The sequence below is a fragment of the Streptomyces sp. NPDC007157 genome (assembly GCF_040634235.1).
Taxonomy (GTDB): Bacteria; Actinomycetota; Actinomycetes; order Streptomycetales; family Streptomycetaceae; genus Streptomyces.
Genome location: NZ_JBEYFE010000008.1, coordinates 201,322 through 215,423, shown reverse-complemented (window position 1 = coordinate 215,423; position 14,102 = coordinate 201,322). Strand labels below are relative to the sequence as shown.

The window sequence follows — 14,102 nt, the reverse complement described above, 5'->3', positions numbered from 1 at the left end:
CCTCCGCTGACGGCCACCCGACCGCTTCCGAGCACGGCAGGGGCGGCCGCCCTCTTCAACGGTAAACGCAAAGGGCAGGCCCGGAGTTCCAGAAAAACCCCGAACCTGCCCTTAGGGGACCACCCGAAGGCGGCCCGTGGCCGTTACGCCGTGACGATGTTCACCAGCTTCGGCGCGCGGACGATCACCTTGCGGATCCCCGCGCCGTCCAGCGCCGCGACGACCTTCTCGTCGGCCAGCGCCACCTTCTCCAGCTCCTCCTCGGAGATGTCCGGCGACACCTCCAGGCGGGCCTTGACCTTGCCCTTGATCTGCACGACGCAGGTCACGGTCTCGTCCACGACGTACGCCGGGTCGGCGACCGGGAAGTCCCGGTGCACGACCGAGTCGGTGTGACCCAGCTTGCGCCACAGCTCCTCGGCGACGTGCGGGGCCAGCGGCGCGATCATCAGCACCAGCGGCTCGGCGACCGTACGCGGCACCGCGCCGCCCGCCTTGGTCAGGTGGTTGTTCAGCTCGGTGACCTTGGCGATGGCGGTGTTGAAGCGCAGGCCCTCCAGGTCCTGGCGGACGCCGTCGATCGCCTTGTGCAGAGCACGCAGCGTGTCCTCGTCGGCGTCGCCTTCGGTGACGGTGACCTCACCGGTCGCCTCGTCGACGATGACGCGCCACAGCCGCTGCAGCAGCCGGAACTGGCCGACCACCGCGCGCGTGTCCCACGGCCGGGAGACGTCCAGCGGGCCCATCGCCATCTCGTACAGGCGCAGCGTGTCGGCGCCGTACTCGGCGCAGATCTCGTCCGGAGTCACCGCGTTCTTCAGGGACTTGCCCATCTTGCCCAGCAGCCGGGTGACCTTCTCGCCCTGGTAGTAGTAGGCGCCGTCCTGCTCCTCGACCTCGGCGGCGGGCACCGGGAAGCCGCGGGCGTCGCGGTAGACGTAGGCCTGGATCATGCCCTGGTTGAACAGCTTGTGGAACGGCTCGGCGGACGAGACGTGCCCCAGGTCGTACAGGACCTTCGACCAGAAACGGGCGTACAGCAGGTGCAGCACCGCGTGCTCGGCGCCGCCGACGTACAGGTCGACACCGCCGTGCGGCAGGCCCTGGCGCGGACCCATCCAGTACTGCTCGATCTCCGGGTCGACCAGCCGCTGGTCGTTGTGCGGGTCCAGGTAGCGCAGCTCGTACCAGCAGGAACCGGCCCAGTTGGGCATGGTGTTGGTCTCGCGGCGGTACTTCCTCGGCCCGTCGCCCAGGTCCAGGGTGACGTTGACCCATTCCTCGTTGCGCGACAGCGGCGTCTCGGGCTGGGTGTCCGCGTCCTCCGGGTCGAAGGTGCGCGGCGAGTAGTCCTCCACCTCCGGCAGTTCCAGCGGCAGCATCGACTCGGGCAGCGCGTGCGCGACGCCGTCCTCGTCGTAGACGATCGGGAAGGGCTCGCCCCAGTAGCGCTGGCGGCTGAACAGCCAGTCACGCAGCCGGAAGTTGACGGTGCCCTCGCCGATGCCCTTGCGGGCCAGCCACTCGGTGATGCGGGCCTTGGCCTCGGCGACCGGCAGGCCGTCCAGCTTGATGTCGTCGTTGGAGGAGTTGATGATCTTCGCGTCGTACGAGCCGAAGGCGTCCTCCCACGTCGAGGTGTCGGTACCGCGGCCGTCGGTCGGCTCGACGATGCAGACGATCGGCAGCTCGAAGGCGCGCGCGAACTCGAAGTCGCGCTGGTCACCGGCCGGGACAGCCATGATCGCGCCGGTGCCGTAGCCCATCAGCACGTAGTCGGCGACGAACACCGGGACCTTGTCACCGTTGACCGGGTTGGTCGCGTACGCGCCCGTGAAGACGCCGGTCTTGTCCTTGGCCTCGGCCTGCCGCTCCACGTCGGACTTGGCGCCGGCCTGCGCGCGGTACGCGGCCACGGCCTCGGCGGGCGTAGCGTGGCCGCCGGTCCACACGTCGTGGGTGCCCTCGGGCCAGGCGGCCGGAACGAACTCGTCGACCAGCGGGTGCTCCGGGGCCAGCACCATGTAGGTCGCACCGAACAGGGTGTCGGGGCGCGTGGTGAAGACGGTGATCTTCTCGCCGTCGATCGGGAAGTCGACGCGGGCGCCCTCGCTACGGCCGATCCAGTTGCGCTGCTGCAGCTTGATGGCCTCGGGCCAGTCCAGCTCGTTCAGGTCGTCCAGCAGCCGGTCGGCGTAGGCGGTGATGCGCATGTTCCACTGGCGCAGCTTGGCCTTGAAGACCGGGAAGTTGCCGCGCTCGGAACGGCCGTCGGCGGTGACCTCCTCGTTGGCCAGCACGGTGCCCAGCCCGGGGCACCAGTTGACCGGCGCGTCAGAGGCGTAGGCCAACCGGAACTCGCCCAGGACGTCGCTTCGCTCGGCCGCGGTCAGCTCGTTCCACGCGCGCGTGTGGCCCGGTACGGCTCGCTCACCGGACTCGAACTGGGCGATCAGCTCGGAGATCGGGCGGGCCTTGTTCGCCTCGTCGTCGTACCAGGAGTTGAAGATCTGCAGGAAGATCCACTGGGTCCACTTGTAGTACTCCGGGTCGATCGTGGCGAACGACCGGCGCTTGTCGTGGCCCAGGCCCAGCCGGCGCAGCTGGGCCTTCATGTTTTTGATGTTGGACTCGGTGGACACACGCGGGTGCGTGCCGGTCTGCACGGCGTACTGCTCGGCGGGCAGGCCGAAGGCGTCGAAGCCCAGGGTGTGCAGGACGTTGTGGCCGTTCATCCGCTGGAAGCGGGCGAAGACGTCGGTGGCGATGTAGCCCAGGGGGTGGCCGACGTGCAGTCCCGCCCCGGACGGGTACGGGAACATGTCCATGATGAACTTCTTGGGCCTGGCGACCAGCTCGGGGTCGCCGGCCAGGTCACCCTTGGGATTGGGGGCCGCGTAGGTGCCGTCGGCGTCCCAGAAGTCCTGCCAGCGTGCCTCGATCTCGGCCGCCAGGGCGGCCGTGTAGCGGTGCGGCGCGGCCTCCGCCGACGTGGCGGCGGCAGCGGGGTTCGTCTCGCTCATGATCCTCAAAGCTCCATCGATCGTCTCTGCCTGCGGCTGTGACTTTCTAGAAACGAAAAATCCCCTCGCACAGGAGGGGACGCCGCGCCGATGCCGACCGGCCGTTTGGTCCGGCGGTCGGGACTGATCAGCGCGGCCCGCTAAGCAGAAGGCGTACGGCACGCATGGCGTCAGGGTACCGCAGCACTTGAGCAAGCCGCGACGCGCTTACGTATCAACGGTTGACACGTACGTCTAAGGCGACAACCGGGACGAGAGTTGAACCAGGTTCAAAAATTACTTCGCGTAACAACCACTAAGGGACACCGCAAGACCCGCATTGCCCTTTGATAACAACGCAATAACTCAAACCTCGTACTGATCGGTATGGCGCCACTTAGGCTGCGGCACCGGGACCGCTTTCCCGAACTGCTCGGAGTTGCCCCCATGAACCCTCGTCGTAGTAACAGCTCGCTCCCCAAGCCAGGCCGCTCGGCCTGGGGGGTGGCGTCCGCTGTCGTTCTGTTGCTCATACCCGTGGTCGTGCTGACCGGAGGCAGCCAGTTCCAATCGTTCCTGAACTTCGGCGCGGGCGTGCTCTCGCTCGTCTCGCTGAGCTGCTCGGTGATCTGGGGCCTGGTCGCACAGGACCGCATCTTCCTCAACACCCGCCAGCGGATCGTCGGCCAGGCGGTGCACCGGACGACCGCGGTCGCCTCGATCGCGTTCCTGCTGGTGCACATCGTCACGAAGATCGCTCTCGATCACACCGTGGTGATCGCCGCGATCATCCCGTTCTCGCTCGGCGTCACCGGAAGCGCCGGCCTGATCGGACTCGGTTCGCTGGCCGGACTGCTGATGATCTTCGTAGGTGTCACCGGCGCGCTGCGCAGCAATTTCGCCGCCCCGGCCGTGGTGGCGGCCCGCTGGCGGGCCATGCACATGCTGGCCTACCCGGCCTGGTGCGCCGCGCTGATCCACGGCCTGTTCGCGGGCCGCGCGGCGAAGCCCTTCTTCATGGTCTCGTACGAGCTGTGCCTGGTCGGCGTGATGGGCGCGCTGGCGCTGCGCGCCGCCCCGCGCCCGTTCAAGCGCAAGGTCGCCGACCGTCTCGTCTCCATCCTGGGCAGCTCGGAGCGCGCCGACCTGGACGAGCTGGACGCCAGCCGAGCCCGGGTGAGCGAGTCCGGCCTGCCGGGCTATGACAGCGGACGCGAACGCGAGCCGAGGGCCTCGCGGGGCGGCGCCGGGGCCCCGCAGCCCAACCCGCTGTTCCCGACCGGGGTGCCCACCCCCGAGCCGGCCTCCGGCTTCGCGGCCGCCTACCGGGCCACCTCCGCGCCCGGGCAGCCCCAGCCCCAGTCGCCGTTCGCGGCCGGGCAGACCGCGCACATGGAGCGGCTGGACCTCCAGGCCACCGAGGCCATCCCGCGCATGGACGGCCCCGGCAGCACCTCGGGCAGCTGGCCGGTCCCGTCCCCGCCGCCGGTCGGCGAGGCGCCCCCGTCGGCGTACGACCCACTCCAGGACACCGGATACAACATCCCGGTCTATGGCAATCCGGGCACCGGCGGACCGGGCGGACGTGATGTGTACGACACGGGTGAGACGAACCGCGGCTACGGCACGTACAACTCGAACGACACGTACAACAGCGGTCCCGCCAACGAACCAGCACCCGGCGCGTCCTTCGACGCACCGGGTTCGGGCGAACCTTGGAACACGCCTTCCGGAGGCTATAGGTGAACGAGGCCCTGCCCGACGTCCCAGAAGTCCGCGTGGTCGGCCTTCCGCAGCTCACGTCGGGCTTCGACCTTGTCGAAAGACTCGATCTGCCCATGCACCTCAAGGTGCACGGGCCGCTCGAACCCTTGGGCGGGGAGCAACTCGCGCAGCTCTCCGAACGCATCAACCTGAAGGGCCGCGGCGGCGCGGGCTTCCCCTTCCACAAGAAGCTGCGCTCGGTCGCCGAAGCGGCGATCAAACGCGGTGTCCGGCCGGTGGTCGTCGTCAACGGCAGCGAGGACGAGCCGGCCTGCCGCAAGGACACGGTGCTGATCAACCGTGCCCCGCACCTCATCCTGGACGGCGCGCTGCTGTGCGCCGAGGCGCTGGGTGCCCGCACGCTCGTGGTGGGGGTCACCCGGGAGTCCACACAGCGCTCCATGGAGCAGGCGCTGGCCGAACGCGGTCTGAGCACCGGCCGCCGTTCGGCGCTGAAGGCGTTCGTCCAGCGCAACCCGGTCCGGATGGTCACCGGCGCGGCCGCGTCACTGATCCGCTCGATCGACGGCGGCCCGGCGGTGCCGCCCGGTCGCAAGACCAGCGCCTCCCAGAACGGTGTCGGCGGCGCGCCCACGCTGCTGTCGAACGCGGAGACGTTCGCGCAGCTGGCGATCGCCGCCCGTATCGGCCCGGAGCGTTACGGCAACACCGGCCTGTACGACGAGCCGGGCACCGTCATGCTGACGGTCTCCGGCGCGGTCGCCCGCCCCATGGTCATCGAGGTGCCCACCGGGGTGCCGCTGCGCTACGTCCTGCAGCTGGCCGGCGCCCCGCCGGTGCCGCAGGGTGTGCTGACCGGCGGCTACCACGGCAAGTGGATCGACGCGGCGACGGTCAACGAGGCGATCGTCTCCCGCAACTCCCTGGACGCGGTGGGCGGAGCACTGGGCGCCGGCGCGATCCTGCCGATCACGCAGGACACCTGCCCGCTGGGCGAGTCGCTGCGGGTCGCCCAGTGGCTGGCGGAGGAGAGCGCGGGACAGTGCGGTCCCTGCTACCTCGGCCTGCCGGCGGCAGCGCGCGGCATGGAGGACATCCTCAACGGCGGCGGACCGGCCGCCCTGGAGGCGCTCAAGCAGGTCGCCAAGAACGTGAAGCGGCGCGGCGCGTGCTCGCACCCGGACGGCTCCGCGATGTTCCTGGAGTCGACGATCAAGGCGTTCACCGACGACCTGGCCGCGCATGTCCTCGGAAACGGCTGCGGACGGCCCGTGGAAGGGGTTCTGCCGCTCTTCGAGGACGGCAAGATGCCGGCTGGTATCCCGGGCGGCGCAGAGCCCGAGGAGAGCAGCGGCAGCCGTCAGAAGATCTACGTCGACTGGACGCTGTGCCGGGGCCACGGCCTGTGCGCGGACATCCTCCCGGAGGTCTTCGAGCTGGGCGCGGACGGTTTCCCGACAGTGGCGCAGGCGAAGGTGCCGCGGTTCGCGGAGGCCAAGGCGCTGCGCGCGGTCCGCCGCTGCCCGGCGCTCGCCCTGCGCCTCGAGGAGGACACCCGCTCCCAGGCGCCGGCCAAGAACCTGCCGGTCCTCTCGCAGGGCCGCGGCCGCCGCGCCCTCGGCCGCTGATCGCACCAGCACCAGCACCAGCACCAGCACCACATGTAAGGCGGGCCACCCGGTCGGGTGGCCCGCCTTACATGTGACACCTGTTTCCCGGCGCCCGTTTCCGATGTTTCCGAATGTCTCCCGAAAACGCCGAAGGCGGACCGTCCATCCGGACGGTCCGCCTTCGACTTCTGTGGAGCTAAGGAGAATTGAACTCCTGACCTCCTGCATGCCATGCAGGCGCTCTACCAACTGAGCTATAGCCCCGCGTTTCGCTCCGCCTGGTTTCCCTGGCGGCGACGCCAACATTACACGGTCGACCGGGTGCACCACCAAATCGTTTCCGTTCTGTGCGGATACGGGCGCTAGTGTCGGACTTCGTGACCGTGATCGTGTTCTCCGAGACCCGGCGCCGGGTGCCGGCGGCCCTGGGGGCCTGCCTCTTGTCGTTCACGGCGTTCTGGGTGGCTCAGCGGGCCGCGCACGTGTCGATGATCGACCTGATGGTCTACCGGGCGGAGGGCGCGACCGTCCTCTCGGGCGGCGACCTCTACGCACTGCGTACGACGGCCGCTCATCTGCCGTCCACCTACCCGCCGTTCGCGGCACTGTTGTTCACCCCGCTGACGCTGCCGGACGTCACGACCATGCGGACGCTCGCGACGGCCGGGAACCTCCTTCTTCTGGTGGTGTTCGTGGCGCTGTCGCTGCGGCTCGTGGGGCACGCGCGCGTGGAGGGCGTGCTGTGGGTCGCGGCGGCGGCGGTGTGGTGCGAGCCGGTGTGGACGACCGTGCGCTACGGGCAGGTCAATCTGCTGCTGGCCGTGCTGATCCTGTGGGATCTGTCACGGCCTCCGGCCGAACGTCCGGGCCGCTGGGCGGGGGTGGGCGTCGGGCTCGCGGCCGCGGTCAAGCTGACGCCCGCCCTGTTCGCGGTGTTCCTGCTCGTCACGGGCCTGATGGCGCGCCGCGAGGGACGGGACGGCGGGCCGTGGCTGCGACACGCACGCGGGGCGGCCGTCGCCTTCACGGGGGCGACCCTGCTGGCGGCGGCCGTCCTGCCCTACGACTCGTGGCGGTTCTGGACCGGGATGGTGTTCCGGACGGGACGGGTGGGGCGGGCCGAGGAGACCGCGAATCAGGCCCTGCGCGGCGTTCTGGCGCGGTTGCTGCACACTCCCGAGCCGGGGGTGCTCTGGACCGCAGTGGCGGCCCTGACGGCCGTCCTGGGTCTCGCGGTGGCGGTCGCGGCGGAGCTGCGCGGCCGGCGGGGCTGGGCGGTGGCCGGGTGTGCGGTGACCGCGCTGCTGATCAGTCCGGTGTCCTGGTCGCACCACTGGGTGTGGTGCGTGCCCGTGGTGCTGCTGCTGTGGACGCGCGGTTACCGGGCGGCGGCCGCCGGCACGCTGCTGGTCTTCTGCTCGTACGCCCTGTGGTGGGTGCCACATCGGTACGGACGGCCCGAACTGCACCAGAACGCCGTCGACTTGACGCTGTCGGCGCTCTACGCGGTCACCGGACTGCTGTTCCTCGCGCTCGCCCGGACATCGTTGCCGAAGCCGGGCGCCGCTCAGGCCGTGACGAACGAGTAGAACCGCTTGAGCGTGCAGTGCTCCTCGAGAAGACGGCCGTAGATCGGCTCGCCCTCCAGTTCACGGTAGGTCTCGATCGGGTCGCCTTTTATGATCAGCGCCCGAGCGCATTCCTCGCACCAGTACTGGTAGTCGGGGTTGATCGGCTCCATGTCGCGGACGATCGGGGTGCCGCTCCCGCACCAGTCGCACTTCCGCCTGTGTGCACCCATCGATCAGCTCCAGCTGTGGCCGCAGGCCGTGCACACGTAGGAGATCCCGCCGTTGTCGCCCAGTACTTGGGCCACATCCACGGAACCGCAGGAAGGGCAGAGCAGCCGGGTGATCGTGTCCCGTATCAACGCCGCACCGAGGAGGTGGCCGCCCTCCTCATGGATGCTCGCAGGCATCGCTACTCCTCCCGTCGGGCCGCGCCCCCTTCCGGCCGTTTGATTCTGCCACGGCCGGACCAATACGGTCAGCGACGCCTCAGTACCAGTCCGGACACGGCACCCGCGGCCGCCGTCGCGGCGAGCGCCCATGCGCAGGCTGACAGCGCCTCCGCAGAGGTATACGCCCGCGGCGCCCCAAGTGACTCAAGCCGGTTCAAGAACAGTGTGCCGAACGCGGCGACGCCGATGAGCTGGCCGAGCTGGGTGACGGTCGCCAGGAGACCGCTGGCGTCCGCCGCGTCCTCGGGGCGCACGGTTGCGAGCGCCCCGGTGAGGGTGGGGCTGAACGCGAGCGCGAGCCCCGCGCCCACGCCGGCGTACGCCACATAGAGCCACGCGCCCCCGTCGCCGCCGTGGAAGGCCAGCCCGACGCCGGCGACGGACAGCGCGGTCAGCGCGAACCCGGCCGGGGTCAGCGCCCGCTGCCAGGAGGCGGGCCACCTGCGCCAGGTCAGGGCGACCGCGCCGAAGACGACGGCGGTCGGCGCGAAGGTGAGTCCGGCGCGCTGCGCGCCGTAGCCGAGGCCGCTCTGGACGTGCAGGGTGAGCGTGAAGAGCAGCCCGGCGTTGACGGCCATGACGGCGAGGATGCGGAAGACGGCCAGGCCCATGCCGGGGTGGCGCAGCACCCGGGGTGCGACGATCGGGGCGCCGCCGCGCCTGGCGAGCCGCACCTCGTAGCCGCAGAACAGCGCGAACAGGAGCACGGCGGCCGCCAGGGACAGCCAGGACCACAGCGGCCAGTCCTCCTCCTGGCCGAGCACCAGTGGAACCGTGAGCAGCGACACGGCGGCCCCCAGCAGGACCAGGCCGGGCAGGTCCAGGCCGCGCGCCCGCTCCGGCCCGGATCCGGTGCCCGGCGGCAGGACGCGCCTGCCGAGGACGAGGAGTAGGGCGCCGACCGGCACGTTGACGAGGAACACCGGCCGCCAGCCGGTGCCGAACAGGTCCGCGCCGACCAGGACGCCGCCGATGATCTGTCCGGCCGCGGCGCCGACCGCGAGGACCGCCGAGTAGGCGCCGAGTGCCCGGATGCGGGCCTCGCCGGTGAAGGTGCGCTGGATGATGCTGAGGACCTGCGGGATCATCACCGCCGACCCGGCGCCCTGCACCAGCCGGAACACGATCAGCTCGGTGGCTCCCTGGGCCAGGCCGCAGGCCAGCGAGGCCGTCGTGAACAGCACCAGTCCGGCGAGGTGGACCCGGCCGTGGCCGAGCCGGTCGCCGAGGCGGGCGCCGGTGATCAGCAGCACGGAGTAGGTGATGGCGTAGCCGGCCACGACCAGTTGCAGGTCGGCGCCGGAGGCGTGGAGTTCGGAACCGATGGTGGGGGCCGCGACGTTCACGATGAAGACGTCCAGCACGGCCATGAACAGGGCCGCGAGGACGACCGCGAGGAGCAGCCGGGGCCGGTTGTCAGTGCCGGGTGCTTCACTTTTCGCAGGGGTTCGAGCGGGTGCGGGGCCTGGTCCCGTCCGGGATGTCGTCGTCATGTGTCCGAGCGTGGCGAGGGGCCGGTACGGGTGCCGAGAGCCCACCGATGCTGGTACTGGCAGCACCTGGCAGGGGGCGGGTGCGGCGGCCACGATGGATGACGTGACGACGGGGGACGTGACGATGAGGGCGACAGCACACCGCCGCAGGCCGGAGCTGGCCGCGTTCCTGCGCAGCAGGAGGGCCCGGGTGACACCGGCCGATGTGGGGATGCCGCCGGGGCTGCGGCGGCGCACTCCGGGGCTGCGCCGGGAGGAGGTCGCCCAGCTCTCGGGCGTGGGGGTGACCTGGTACACGTGGCTGGAGCAGGGCCGGCCGATCAACGCGTCGCCGCAGGTGCTGGACGCGGTGGCGCGCACGCTGCGGCTGGACACGCCGGAGCGGGAACATCTGTACCGGCTGGCGGAGGTGCCGTACGTGGCGGCGCCCGAGGGGCTGTCGCGGTCGATCGGCGCGGAGGTGCAGGGCATCATCGACGCCCTCGACCCGCTGCCCGCGGTGGTCTACACGTCGCGGTACGACGTGCTGGCCACCAACCCGGCCTACCGGGACCTGTTCCTGGTGCCGGAGACGGTGCGGATCGGGGTGCCGAACGTGCTGTGGACGTTGTTCACCGTGTCCGAGGAGGCGTGCCCGGTGGTGCACCGGGAGCGTGAACTGCCGGTGATGGTGGCGACCCTGCGCTCCAGCTACGGCAGACATGTCGGCGAGCCTGCCTGGGAGGACTTCATACAGGCGCTGTCCGGGGCGAGTGCGTACTTCGCCCGGTTGTGGGCGAGCGGTGCGGTGGCGCAGCCGGGGCCGCGGGTGAAGACGTTCCGTCATGAGGCGGTGGGCGAGCTGCGGATGACGTCGCAGTCGTTGTCGATCGACGGGGTGCCGGAGTCCCGGATCGTGGTCTACACGCCGGAGGACGAACGGGCGCGGGAGCAGGTCGCGTTGTTGCGGGAGCGCAGACAGCGGCTGTGGCCGGTGACCGACGACGAGGCCGCCGAGATCATCCGGGAGTGGAACACGAAAAATCCCGCCCCCTGAAGAGGACGGGATTCTCTCACCGATCTTTGACAACTCGACAGTGCGTGGAGTGTCGATCTGTGGAGCTAAGGAGAATTGAACTCCTGACCTCCTGCATGCCATGCAGGCGCTCTACCAACTGAGCTATAGCCCCTTGCGTTCTTCCCGTCTTTCCGCTCGGCGGGGCGAACAAGAAGAACTTTAGCCTGCGACCTGCCGGAAAGTGAAATCCGGGTCCCGGGGCGGGACGGGCGGCCGGAGGGTCGTCGGCCGACGGCCGAAAGGGCGCTCAGTCGTCGTCGCCGAGGACGGTCTCCGGGAGGGTGCCCGCGTTGTGCTCCATGAGCCGCCAGCCGCGGGCGCCTTCGCCGAGCACGGACCAGCAGCAGTTGGTGAGACCGCCGAGGCTCTCCCAGTGCTGGGACTCCAGGCCGAGCAGGCGGCCGATGGTGGTGCGGATGGTCCCGCCGTGGCTGACGACCACGAGGGTGCCGTCCTCGGGGAGCTTCTCGGCGTGCCGAAGGACGACGGGGGCGGCCCGGTCGGCGACCTCGGTCTCCAGTTCGCCGCCGCCGCGGCGGACCGGCTCGCCGCGCTTCCAGGCGGCGTACTCGTCGCCGTGGCGGGCGATGATCTCCTCGTGGGTGAGGCCCTGCCACACGCCCGCGTAGGTCTCGCGCAGCGCCTCGTCACGGATCACGTCGAGGCCGGTGAGCTCGGCGAGCTGGGCGGCCGTGTCGGCGGCCCGGCGCAGGTCGGAGGAGACGATCGCGTCCGGGCCCAGGGAGGCGAGCAGCCGGGCCGCGCGGCGGGCCTGGCCGATGCCGGTCTCGGTGAGCTCGACGTCGGTGGAGCCCTGGAAGCGGCGCTCCACGTTCCAGGAGGTCTGGCCGTGCCGCCACAGGATGATGCGGCGGCCGCGGCCCTTGCGGTCGGTCACCTCGCCCGTGGCGTTCATCACCACTCCCCGCCCGGCTCACCAGCGTCCTCGGCGGCCTGCAGCTTGGCGTGCTCCTGGGCCTTGCCGCGGGTGGCCTTGGCGTCGGCGGGCAGCTCGATCTCGGGGCAGTCCTTCCACAGCCGCTCCAGGGCGTAGAAGACACGCTCCTCGCTGTGCTGGACGTGGACGACGATGTCGACGTAGTCGAGCAGGATCCAGCGGGCCTCGCGGTCGCCCTCGCGGCGCACCGGCTTGGCGCCGAGCTCCTTGCTGAGACGCTCCTCGATCTCGTCGACGATCGACTTGACCTGGCGGTCGTTGGGCGCGGAGGCCAGCAGGAAGGCGTCCGTGATCGACAGGACGTCGCTGACGTCGTAGGCGATGACGTCGTGGGCGAGCTTGTCGGCGGCCGCCTGGGCGGCGGCGGTGATGAGCTCGAGGGAACGGTCGGTGGCGGTCACTACGTGGCTTTCCGTCGGCGGTCGTTTGAACCTCAAGGGTCTCACGGACCGCCGGGCGCACCCCACGTGATTACCGGGTCACGTGGGGTACGGCGGGCGGGCTCAGGAGGAGGACGGCTTGTAGTCCTGGCCGAGGACGACCGAGACGTCGGCGCCGGAGCCGACCGTGCCCTTGGCGACGGCGCCGGTGCCGAGGCCGAGGGTCTTGGCGACCTCGGTGGCGTTCTCCTTGTCGGCGGCGTCGGAGTACAGCACCTTGGAGGCGGCCTGGGTGCCGGAGGCCGTACCGCCTTCCAGGAAGGTGTAGCCGCCGTTGACGAGGACCACGCGGGCCTTGTCGGTGTTGCCCTTCACGCCGGTGGCGTTCTGGACGGAGACCCGGATCGCGGAGTCCGCGGAGGGGCTCTTGGCGGTGCCGCCGAGGATGTCCTTGACCACGCTGGAGCTGGTCTGGGCGCTGAGGGTGCCGTCGCTCTGCACGGGCAGCAGGGCGGTCTTGTAGTCGCCGCCCTTGGCGAGGTCGGCGAGCTTGGCGAGGAAGGTGCCGAGGTCCTTGTCGGTGAGCGAGGGGTCGAGGATCTGCGCGAGGGTCTGCACGGTGACCGTGGCGGCCGAGGAGTCGGAGGACATCTTGCGCAGCACGCCCTGCATGACCTGCCCGAACCGCTCCAGCTGGGCGTTCTGGGCCTCGCCGGAGGCGCGGTAGGTGGCGTAGGCGACGGCTGCCTTGCCGCTGAGGGTCTGGTCCTTGCCCTTGTGGACCAGGGGCGCCTGGCCCTTCTTCTTGGCGTCCGGGTCGGGGACGTCGGCGTTGGTGTCGATGTCGATGTTGCCGACGATGTCGACGAGGTTCTGCAGGTAGGGGGTGTCCAGACGCCAGGTGCCCTCGATGTTGGTGCCCAGGACGGTGTCGAGCTGGTCGCGGGTCCCGGAGGAGCCGTCGTCGCCGACGGACTTGGCGAGGGTCGTGGTGGTGCCGTCGTCGTCGGTCATGGCGAGTGAGTTGGGCAGCAGGACGGTGGTGCCCTGCTTGGTGGTGGTGTTGTCGACGAGCAGCGCGGTGGAGGTGCCGCCGCCGCTGGTGTTGTGCAGGTGGACGACGACCACGTCGCGTTTCTGGGCGGCCGCGGACGTCGTCGTGCCGCCCTTGGTGCCGGAGGAGGACAGTCCGGGCAGCTTTCCGGCGTACCAGAGGTAGCCGGCGCCGCCGACGGCGACCAGGGCGAGGACGACGACCAGGGCGATCATGCGGCTGCGGGCGCGGCGCTTGGCCTCTTCGCGGCGCTCGGTGCGGTTCTCGGTGAAGTTCAGCCAGTCGATGACGTCCTCGGAGTCACCGTCCGGGTCCTCGACGAACGCGAACTGCTCGGTGTGGTAGTCCCGTTCGTCTCCGGGGGGCTGGCGGGGACCGGCGGGTTCCCCGACGGGCCCGGCCTGCTGCGGGATGTGCGGGGTCTGCTCGGCGACCCGGGGCTGCCGGCCGCTGGTGGCGGCCTGCCCGTAGGGGTCGTAGACGGGCTGGCCGCCGGTGCCGTACGGGTCGTAGGCGGGCGTGACCGGCTGCTGCCCGGTGTCGTGCACGGGGGGGACGGGGGCCTGCTGCCCGGTGTCGTACGACGGTGGACCCTGCCGTCCGGGGTCGTACGAGGGCGTGCCCTGCCGACCGCCGCCGTCGGTGGCGTACGGGTCGTACCCGTAGCCCTGTCCGGCGTACGGGTCGTACGTCTGCTGTTGTTGTGCGGGGATCTGGCGGTACACCGGCTGCCCGTACTCGTCGTAGCCGACGAGTTCGTACTGGTCGCTTCCGTAGCCCGCGTCGTATCGGTCGTTCACCGG

General features: G+C 70.5%; 11 protein-coding genes and 2 tRNA genes. 4 read left to right on the top strand and 9 right to left on the bottom strand.

Annotated features, from left to right (window positions below; translation table 11 throughout):
- Nucleotides 1-143: 143 nt before the first annotated feature.
- Nucleotides 144-3,023: a leucine--tRNA ligase gene (gene leuS / locus ABZ642_RS17450; protein ID WP_360483989.1), complete on the bottom strand. Its 2,880-nt coding sequence runs from the start codon at nucleotides 3,021-3,023 to the stop codon at nucleotides 144-146.
- Between the two features lie 426 nt (nucleotides 3,024-3,449).
- Between leuS and ABZ642_RS17445 the strand changes: the two genes are divergently transcribed.
- On the top strand, nucleotides 3,450-4,748 hold the full coding sequence (locus tag ABZ642_RS17445; RefSeq protein WP_360483986.1) for a cytochrome b/b6 domain-containing protein: 1,299 nt from the start codon (nucleotides 3,450-3,452) through the stop codon (nucleotides 4,746-4,748).
- Complete coding sequence (locus ABZ642_RS17440) at nucleotides 4,745-6,355, top strand: NADH-ubiquinone oxidoreductase-F iron-sulfur binding region domain-containing protein (protein ID WP_360483983.1); 1,611 nt, start codon at nucleotides 4,745-4,747, stop codon at nucleotides 6,353-6,355. Before ABZ642_RS17445 ends, ABZ642_RS17440 begins: the two co-directional genes overlap by 4 nt.
- A gap of 173 nt (nucleotides 6,356-6,528) precedes the next feature.
- On the opposite strand, the gene ABZ642_RS17435 is transcribed toward ABZ642_RS17440, so the two are convergent.
- Nucleotides 6,529-6,601: transfer RNA gene (locus ABZ642_RS17435), tRNA-Ala, on the bottom strand.
- A gap of 113 nt (nucleotides 6,602-6,714) precedes the next feature.
- On the opposite strand from ABZ642_RS17435, the gene ABZ642_RS17430 reads away from it, so the two are divergent.
- The gene (locus tag ABZ642_RS17430; RefSeq protein WP_360483980.1) at nucleotides 6,715-7,926 is read left to right on the top strand and encodes a glycosyltransferase 87 family protein; all 1,212 of its coding nucleotides are present in this window, start codon (nucleotides 6,715-6,717) and stop codon (nucleotides 7,924-7,926) included.
- On the opposite strand, the gene ABZ642_RS17425 is transcribed toward ABZ642_RS17430, so the two are convergent.
- The 3 genes from ABZ642_RS17425 to ABZ642_RS17415 all read right to left on the bottom strand — a co-directional run bounded on the left by ABZ642_RS17425 (nucleotide 7,905) and on the right by ABZ642_RS17415 (nucleotide 9,850).
- Nucleotides 7,905-8,138 (bottom strand): hypothetical protein, encoded by a 234-nt coding sequence (locus ABZ642_RS17425; RefSeq protein WP_006136074.1) that lies wholly within the window; start codon nucleotides 8,136-8,138, stop codon nucleotides 7,905-7,907. The genes ABZ642_RS17430 and ABZ642_RS17425 overlap by 22 nt on opposite strands.
- Before the next feature lie 3 nt (nucleotides 8,139-8,141).
- Nucleotides 8,142-8,315 (bottom strand): hypothetical protein, encoded by a 174-nt coding sequence (locus tag ABZ642_RS17420; protein WP_360483977.1) that lies wholly within the window; start codon nucleotides 8,313-8,315, stop codon nucleotides 8,142-8,144.
- A gap of 68 nt (nucleotides 8,316-8,383) precedes the next feature.
- A complete protein-coding gene (locus ABZ642_RS17415; RefSeq protein WP_360483974.1) occupies nucleotides 8,384-9,850 on the bottom strand; it encodes an MFS transporter in 1,467 nt (488 codons plus the stop codon).
- Between the two features lie 124 nt (nucleotides 9,851-9,974).
- Between ABZ642_RS17415 and ABZ642_RS17410 the strand changes: the two genes are divergently transcribed.
- The gene (locus ABZ642_RS17410; protein ID WP_360484368.1) at nucleotides 9,975-10,886 is read left to right on the top strand and encodes a helix-turn-helix transcriptional regulator; all 912 of its coding nucleotides are present in this window, start codon (nucleotides 9,975-9,977) and stop codon (nucleotides 10,884-10,886) included.
- A 60-nt stretch (nucleotides 10,887-10,946) separates the two neighbouring features.
- Here the strand turns inward: ABZ642_RS17410 and ABZ642_RS17405 are convergent.
- The 4 genes from ABZ642_RS17405 to ABZ642_RS17390 form a co-directional block, all read right to left on the bottom strand.
- Nucleotides 10,947-11,019 (bottom strand) — tRNA-Ala (locus ABZ642_RS17405).
- 135 nt (nucleotides 11,020-11,154) lie between these two features.
- Complete coding sequence (locus tag ABZ642_RS17400; protein ID WP_360483971.1) at nucleotides 11,155-11,823, bottom strand: histidine phosphatase family protein; 669 nt, start codon at nucleotides 11,821-11,823, stop codon at nucleotides 11,155-11,157.
- A complete protein-coding gene (rsfS, locus tag ABZ642_RS17395) occupies nucleotides 11,823-12,266 on the bottom strand; it encodes a ribosome silencing factor (RefSeq protein WP_360483967.1) in 444 nt (147 codons plus the stop codon). Before rsfS ends, ABZ642_RS17400 begins: the two co-directional genes overlap by 1 nt.
- Before the next feature lie 102 nt (nucleotides 12,267-12,368).
- Complete coding sequence (locus tag ABZ642_RS17390) at nucleotides 12,369-14,099, bottom strand: LytR C-terminal domain-containing protein (protein ID WP_360483964.1); 1,731 nt, start codon at nucleotides 14,097-14,099, stop codon at nucleotides 12,369-12,371.
- Nucleotides 14,100-14,102 lie beyond the last annotated feature (3 nt).

What these genes read in the sequence shown, in the direction of transcription:
- leuS (WP_360483989.1), bottom strand. Translation starts at nt 3,023, where the DNA reads ATGAGCGAGACGAACCCCGCTGCCGCCGCCACGTCGGCGGAGGCCGCG.
- ABZ642_RS17445 (WP_360483986.1), top strand. Translation starts at nt 3,450, where the DNA reads ATGAACCCTCGTCGTAGTAACAGCTCGCTCCCCAAGCCAGGCCGCTCG.
- ABZ642_RS17425 (WP_006136074.1), bottom strand. Translation starts at nt 8,138, where the DNA reads ATGGGTGCACACAGGCGGAAGTGCGACTGGTGCGGGAGCGGCACCCCG.
- ABZ642_RS17420 (WP_360483977.1), bottom strand. Translation starts at nt 8,315, where the DNA reads ATGCCTGCGAGCATCCATGAGGAGGGCGGCCACCTCCTCGGTGCGGCG.
- ABZ642_RS17415 (WP_360483974.1), bottom strand. Translation starts at nt 9,850, where the DNA reads ATGACGACGACATCCCGGACGGGACCAGGCCCCGCACCCGCTCGAACC.
- ABZ642_RS17410 (WP_360484368.1), top strand. Translation starts at nt 9,975, where the DNA reads ATGAGGGCGACAGCACACCGCCGCAGGCCGGAGCTGGCCGCGTTCCTG.
- ABZ642_RS17400 (WP_360483971.1), bottom strand. Translation starts at nt 11,823, where the DNA reads ATGAACGCCACGGGCGAGGTGACCGACCGCAAGGGCCGCGGCCGCCGC.